Origin of the sequence: Bacillus cereus (genome assembly GCF_002567495.1) — a bacterium.
GTDB classification, from domain to species: Bacteria; Bacillota; Bacilli; order Bacillales; family Bacillaceae_G; genus Bacillus_A; species Bacillus_A cereus_AQ.
This window is the reverse complement of record NZ_NVAP01000043.1, coordinates 96,129-103,197: the sequence shown is the minus strand read 5'-3', so window position 1 is coordinate 103,197 and position 7,069 is coordinate 96,129. Positions and strand designations below refer to the sequence as shown.

Here is a 7,069-nt window from a genome sequence, read left to right as displayed (position 1 = left end):
ACAGGTGCTACTGGGGCTACTGGGCCTCAGGGCGTTCAAGGTAACACAGGTGCTACGGGCGCTACCGGACCTCAAGGAGCTCAAGGTAACACAGGTGCTACTGGGGCTACTGGGGCTACTGGGCCTCAGGGCGTTCAAGGTAACACAGGTGCTACGGGCGCTACCGGACCTCAAGGGGCTCAAGGTAACACAGGCGCTACTGGTCCCCAAGGTGTTCAAGGACCAACTGGTGCTACCGGTGCTACTGGTATAGGAGCTACCGGACCTACTGGACCTTCTGGTGGACCTACCGGACCTACTGGGCCAACTGGACCTAGCTTCCCTGTAGCAACAATTGTTGTAACAAACAATATTCAGCAAACAGTACTGCAATTTAATAACTTTATTTTTAGTACTGCAATTAACGTAAACAATATTATCTTCAACGGCACAGATACAGTTACTGTTATCAACGGTGGTATTTATGTAATTAGCGTATCTATTTCTACAACTGCACCGGGATGTGCTCCACTTGGAGTAGGAATTTCAATTAATGGAGCAGTTGCAACTGATAACTTCTCTTCAAATTTAATAGGCGACTCACTTTCATTTACTACAATCGAAACATTAGCAGCTGGTGCAAGAATTTCCGTCCAATCTACTCTTAACGAGATTACGATCCCTGCGACAGGAAATACTAACATCCGCCTTACTGTTTTTAGAATCGCTTAAATTTCACTATATATTGTTTATGACAAATAAAAAAAGAGCGAGAAACTGAACTGCACCCCAATCGTTAGACACCGTCTAACAATTGGAGGTGCAGTTTTTCTATGGTTAAATTTACAGCTGATGAAAAAATACACATCGTTCAACGTTATCTGAACGGAAATGAAAGTTATCGAGAAATTAGTAAAGCGATTGGTATAAGGGACACCGTAATTTTGAATTGGGTAAACCAATATAAACAAAATGGTGTGGAAGCTTTTCTAAAACGGTATACAAATTACACGCAACAATTTAAACTAGACGTACTAAATTTTATGATTGAAAACGGTACATCCTTATTTGAAACGGCAGCTATTTTTAATATTCCTGCCCCTTCAATCAAAAAAAGGGGCGTCCATCCATGAAAAAAGAGTCAAATAAACAATTAAAACAAGCACCAGTTGAAGGTTCAGTCGAAGCACTTGAAGCACGTATTCAACAGCTTGAAATGGAAAATGAGTACTTAAAAAAGTTGAATGCCTTAGTTCAAAACAAGGAAAAATCACGAAACAGAACACAGCGCAAGTAGTCTATGAATTAAGGCATAAATATTCGGTGAAGGCACTTGTAGAGCTAGCTAACATTCCACGAAGTACGTATTATGATTTAGTAAAGAAAATGAATCGCCCGGATTTAAATGCCGATTTGAAAGCCGAAATTAAAGCGATTTATGAGAAAAATGCAGGTCGTTATGGCTACCGTCGCATTCGTGATGAGTTAACGAATCGTGGTCAGAAAGTGAATCACGAGAAGGTTCAGCGCATTATGAAAGAGCTTGGATTAAAATGTGTTGTGCGTATGAAAAAATATAAGTCTTATAAGGGGAAAGTCGGTAAAACTGCACCTAATATTTTAGCGCGCAGCTTTCATGCAGATGCTCCGAACAAAAAATGGGTAACAGACATCACAGAGTTTAAATTGTTTGGAGAGAAACTTTATTTATCACCTGTATTAGACTTGTATAATAGTGAGATTATTACCTATACAATCGGCTCTAAACCGACGTATTCATTTGTTTCAGAAATGTTAGAGACAACATTAGAACGTTTACCTGAAGATCACCAACTATTGATGCATTCCGATCAAGGGTGGCATTATCAAATGAAACAATATGTCCGGACACTTGAATCAAGGGGGATTGTGCAGAGTATGTCTCGAAAAGGAAACTGTTATGACAATGCAGTAATGGAGAATTTCTTCGGGATCATGAAGTCGGAATTCCTCTACATAAACGAGTTTGAAAGTGTAGATCATTTTAAAATAGAATTAGAAAAATATATAGATTATTATAATACAAAACGGATAAAGGCAAAATTAAAAATGAGCCCAGTGCAATACCGGGCTCATTTGGATCAAGCTGCCTAATGAAATAACCGTGTCTAACTTTTAGGGGTCACTTCAGAAACTCGCTCTTTTTTTGCTATGTACGATACTTTATGACTATTCTAATTCAATTGAAACATTTTTTTGTGGTACAAATGTAGAAATTGCATGTTTATAAATAAGCTGTTGCTTACCTTCTGTTTCCAGTAGGACTGTAAAATTATCAAATCCTTTAATTAGCCCACGAAGCTGAAAACCATTTAATAAGTACAGCGTAACAAACGTATTTTCTTTACGGAGTTGATTTAAAAACTGATCTTGAATATTGATTGATTGCTTCATGTCGAATCCTCCTCTTTTTCTCTACTTACTATTATTCGACTTTAGTTGTAGCTTTCCTTCTATGTATCGTAAAATTTCTGACGTTTTTTCACCGTCTGTAACATCAAACCATGTGACATCCATCTTATTACGGAACCACGTTAATTGACGCTTTGCATAACGACGTGAATTCGTCTTTAATTGTGATACCGCTTCTTCTAAAGAGACATGATTCTCAAAATAATCATATATCTCTTTATATCCAATCGCTTGAATAGATTGACAATCTCTTATCCCTCTATTATACAGCTCTTCTACTTCCTCTAATAAACCTTGTTCCATCATTATATCAACTCGTAAGTTAATGCGATCGTATAGCATTTCTCGCTCCATTGTCAAGCCAATTAATGAAACATCATATAACAACTCATTTTCTTGCTTTTCAAGTTGATCACTCATTTTTTCACCCGTTGCGTGAAAAATTTCTAATGCACGAATGACACGGCGTACATTATTTGCATGAATACGCTTAGCGCTTTCTGGATCTACTTCTTGTAACTTTTCATGTACATATTCCACACCGTGCTCTAAAGCTAACTTTTCCATTTTCTCTCGGTATACTATATCACCAGCATCATCAGTAAACTGATAATCAAATAGAACAGACTGTATATACAGGCCCGTCCCACCAACAATAATCGGTAATTTACCACGCTCTGTGATTTCTTTAATATGCTTACGAACACGTTCCTGAAATTCTGCAACAGAAAATGAGTCTTCCGGATTTTTTATATCGACCATATAATGCGGAATTCCATCCATCTCTTCTTTTGTCACCTTTGCAGTTCCAATATCCATCGTGCGATAAATCTGCATGGAATCACCACTTATAATTTCACCATTCAACGCTTTGGCAAGATCAATACTTAACTTCGTTTTCCCAACAGCAGTTGGTCCAATGATGACAGCAACTTTTTCACGTTGCACTTCTCCCATATTATTCAACTCTCTTTATGTAATGTACTCCATCTATTGATTATATCCAATCTTACCAATTTTAACGGCATGATTGCAAGTTCTTTCATTACGGTACATGAAATTATACGAAAAAAAGAACATAGTTTGTCCAATTCCGCATATACATAATAAAAACGGCCTAAAGGGGATGAGTTGACTATGAAACAATCCACCATCAATTTTTCATCTTTAACAAAAGACCTCATTTTAGCTACTGCCACAAAAGAACAAAATTGTTCAAAAGAAGAATTATATTTTGCTCTAAATTGTTTATTACGTTCTTTTCACTCTACTCTCCAAGAAACAACGTTACATCCAGAAAGTAAAAATACCGAGTATATGCAAAATCAATTTTGCAGTGCATATAAAATTATTACAGGTAAAACAATTTATCCATTTCAATAACCATTCTTTGAGATAACAGTATCCTATCACAAAACGAGAAAAAAGCGATTGCTTACATATTTTCAAGCAATCGCTTTTTATATTAATGCCAATACACTATTCTATAACTTTCACTTTTACAGATTTACGTCCCCAGCTGTTAGCACTACCATCTGAGCCAACTAGAACATCAATACGATTTCCTTTAATCGCACCGCCAGTATCTCCAGCAATCGCTTCTCCATATCCTTCTACCCATACTTTTGATCCAAGCGGAATTACTTTCGGATCAACAGCAATTACTTTCATATTGGGATTTGCTGTTAAGTCGTGCCCCATTGCCGTTAATACACGACCACCATACGAACCATTCTCACCCGGATCCGCTGTATATGCCGTCGCTTCCACTGTAATTTCACGACCACCAGCAGGCGCACTTGTTTCAGTAGATTTCGCAACTGGTTTTGCAGCCGGCTTTTCTTTTACTACAGGTTTACTCGATTCTACATCCTTAATAGAATCGTTACTCTTGACAGACTCTTTACTCTTAACTGCTGTATTATTTTTAACCGGCGTATTTGTTCTAGCCGGCGCTTCTTCTTGAGTTACAACTTCTTTCTTTTCGATTACAGGTGCCGTTCCTGTTAGAAATGGCACGTGAACATATCCGACTTTTCCATTGTAGTCGAATTGTAACCATTCATTTTGAACTTGATTCGTCGTTTCAATCACATCGCCTTTATTAAGTTTACCAAGAACTTCAGAATCAGTATTCGCTCCAGCACGAACATTTAATACGCCAGCCGTTACATAATATGTGCTCTTTGTAAACTCAGCACTTACAAACGCTTCCTTACCGTTCAACTTAATTTTTGTCCATCCATTTTCTGTATTTATAACATCTAGTGTATTCCCGCTTAACACTTTACCTACAAGCTTTGACTCTACATTTGGGTTTTCTCTAACATTTAATACGTCTGTTGTTACAATTGTTTCCGCTTTAGCAGAACCCGCAAAAATCCCAAGACCAAAAACTGCTGCTGTTGCTATACCTAATAATTTTTTCATGAATAGCCTCCATTTGCTTTGTTTTCGTATTCTCATTATAGCAACAGATTTTTAGGATTTTTAGAAATCACACAATTACAAAGCATTCGTAATATACGATTAATGAGTTGTAACATAAATTTCCATATTAACAAAATGCATTTCTAATACAATCTCCAATGTTTTTCATATATTTTCCACATATGAGCACAAGAACTTTTTCCAGAAAAAATTACAGTATTACTTTTTTGTTACAAAAAATTCACATTTCATTACATCTTTTACCAAAAAACATCAATATTCAATTGTTAACCTACTTTTTTGTAATAAAAAGAGAGCAACTAATAAAAGCTGCTCTCTTTTCATTTGTTATTGAACTTTCTTTTTCCAAACACCTAGCATAATAGCCGAGACAATCGTTCCAATTAATATAGAGAAAATATATAGTAACGGTTTATTTACTAATGCTATTACAAACAATCCACCATGCGGTGCTGGTAATGTAATTTGGAATAACATAGATAACGCACCTGCAATACTTGAACCAACAACACAACTTACAATTACTCGAACCGGATCTGCAGCTGCAAATGGAATCGCACCTTCTGTGATGAACGATGCTCCCATAATATAATTTGTTAAACCAGATTTACGTTCCGCCTCTGTAAACTTCGTTTTGAAGAATGTAGTTGCGAACGCAATCGCAAGTGGTGGTACCATACCACCAGCCATAACTGCTGAATGGACTCCAAAGTTCTGTGCTTCTATTGCAGCAATACCAAACGTAAATGCCGCTTTATTAATTGGACCACCCATATCAATTGCCATCATACCACCTAAAATAAGACCTAGTAATATAGCATTCGTACCGTTCAAACCATTTAACCATCCTGTTAACATTTCATTTAATGCTACTACAGGCGGAATTACTACTTTTTGCATTACAACTCCTGTAATCAATAATCCAAAGACTGGATATAACAAAACGGGTTTAATTCCTTCTAATTGTACTGGTAGTCCTGAAAATACTCTTTTCAATCCTAAAACAACATATCCAGCTAAGAAACCAGCAATTAATCCACCTAAAAATCCCGCATTCGCATTCGCCGCTAAAAATCCACCGACAACACCGGGCATAAAACCAGGACGATCAGCAATAGAACTTGCAATAAATCCTGCTAAAATTGGTACAAGGAATAAAAACGCACCTGTTTTTCCTCCTCCAATTGACATGAACAATTCAGCTAAAGGACCTTCCGCCTTTATACCACCAAACGAAAACGCTAGTGCTATTAAAATCCCACCACCAACAACGAATGGAAGCATATTACTTACACCGCTCATTAAATGCTTATAAATTCCTAATCCTTTTTCTCTCTCAATACTTTCTGACTTCCCGTCCTCTTTTACACCTTTAAAGATTGGTGCATCTTGTTTGACAGCTCGTGTAAGCAGATTTTCCGTTTTTCTAATCCCATCAGCAACCGGCACTTGAATAACATGTTTACCAGCAAAACGATTCATTTCTACTTGTTTATCTGCCGCAACAATAATAGCTGTTGCACGCTCAATATCCTCTTTCGTTAAACCGTTTTTAATACCTGTTGATCCGTTTGTTTCAACTTTAATCGCTATTCCTAATTCTGCTGCTTTTGCCTTTAAGCTATCCGCCGCCATATATGTGTGAGCGATTCCAGTTGGACAAGCTGTAACAGCTAGTACGTACGGTTCATTTCCTTCTGGCTTTGCTACTTCAATCTCTTCTCCTTCTTTTTCATTCTCTTTTTCATCAAATAGACGAAGAAGCTCACTTTCATCCTTCGCTTCTAATAGTTGTTTGCGAAATCCTTCATCCATTAATAATGTCGATAGACGAGACAACGTTTCTAAATGAGTGTTATTCGCTCCTTCACTTGCAGCAATCATAAAGAATAAATGTGCAGACTGCCCGTCAAGCGATTCATAATTGATACCGCTTACACTTCTGCCGAAACAAATCGATGGTTGTTTAACAGCCTTTGTCTTCGCATGAGGTATTGCAATACCTTCCCCTATTCCAGTCGTACTTTGGGACTCCCGCTTTAAAATAGCTTCTTTAAATTCCGTTTTACTATTTAAACGATTTGCCCCGTTTAATTTCTCAACTAATTCATCTATGACAGCTTCTTTATTTGAAGCTGTCAAATTCATAATGACTGTATCCCTTTTTAATAGTTCTGTAATTTTCATA

Annotated in this window: 6 protein-coding genes and 1 pseudogene; 3 read left to right on the top strand and 4 right to left on the bottom strand. The window is 37.1% G+C overall.

All coding sequences use genetic code 11. From position 1 onward, the window contains the following. Positions 1-711, top strand: a 711-nt coding sequence (locus COK05_RS20865; protein ID WP_141539191.1) for a Gly-Xaa-Xaa repeat protein, incomplete at its 5' end; no start/stop codon positions are given. A gap of 101 nt (positions 712-812) precedes the next feature. After that, positions 813-2,112, top strand: a pseudogene (locus COK05_RS20855) (IS3 family transposase). A gap of 75 nt (positions 2,113-2,187) precedes the next feature. On the opposite strand, the gene hfq reads toward COK05_RS20855, so the two are convergent. Together hfq and miaA are read right to left on the bottom strand one after the other, a co-directional pair. Then, the gene (gene hfq, locus COK05_RS20850) at positions 2,188-2,412 is read right to left on the bottom strand and encodes an RNA chaperone Hfq (RefSeq protein ID WP_000813896.1); all 225 of its coding nucleotides are present in this window, start codon (positions 2,410-2,412) and stop codon (positions 2,188-2,190) included. A 21-nt stretch (positions 2,413-2,433) separates the two neighbouring features. After that, entirely contained in the window at positions 2,434-3,387 is a 954-nt protein-coding gene (gene miaA, locus COK05_RS20845) for a tRNA (adenosine(37)-N6)-dimethylallyltransferase MiaA (RefSeq protein ID WP_098614077.1), read from the bottom strand. Between the two features lie 180 nt (positions 3,388-3,567). Here miaA and COK05_RS20840 point away from each other — a divergent pair, with 180 nt between their 5' ends. Beyond that, positions 3,568-3,813: a hypothetical protein gene (locus tag COK05_RS20840; RefSeq protein ID WP_098614076.1), complete on the top strand. Its 246-nt coding sequence runs from the start codon at positions 3,568-3,570 to the stop codon at positions 3,811-3,813. Between the two features lie 96 nt (positions 3,814-3,909). On the opposite strand, the gene entD is transcribed toward COK05_RS20840, so the two are convergent. Further along, positions 3,910-4,860: a cell wall-binding protein EntD gene (gene entD / locus COK05_RS20835; RefSeq protein WP_098614075.1), complete on the bottom strand. Its 951-nt coding sequence runs from the start codon at positions 4,858-4,860 to the stop codon at positions 3,910-3,912. Positions 4,861-5,208: 348 nt separating this feature from the next. Further along, positions 5,209-7,068 (bottom strand): PTS fructose transporter subunit IIABC, encoded by a 1,860-nt coding sequence (locus COK05_RS20825; RefSeq protein ID WP_098614074.1) that lies wholly within the window; start codon positions 7,066-7,068, stop codon positions 5,209-5,211. Position 7,069: the final 1 nt, after the last annotated feature.

What these genes read in the sequence shown, in the direction of transcription:
- hfq (WP_000813896.1), bottom strand. Translation starts at nt 2,412, where the DNA reads ATGAAGCAATCAATCAATATTCAAGATCAGTTTTTAAATCAACTCCGT.
- miaA (WP_098614077.1), bottom strand. Translation starts at nt 3,387, where the DNA reads ATGGGAGAAGTGCAACGTGAAAAAGTTGCTGTCATCATTGGACCAACT.
- COK05_RS20840 (WP_098614076.1), top strand. Translation starts at nt 3,568, where the DNA reads ATGAAACAATCCACCATCAATTTTTCATCTTTAACAAAAGACCTCATT.
- entD (WP_098614075.1), bottom strand. Translation starts at nt 4,860, where the DNA reads ATGAAAAAATTATTAGGTATAGCAACAGCAGCAGTTTTTGGTCTTGGG.
- COK05_RS20825 (WP_098614074.1), bottom strand. Translation starts at nt 7,068, where the DNA reads ATGAAAATTACAGAACTATTAAAAAGGGATACAGTCATTATGAATTTG.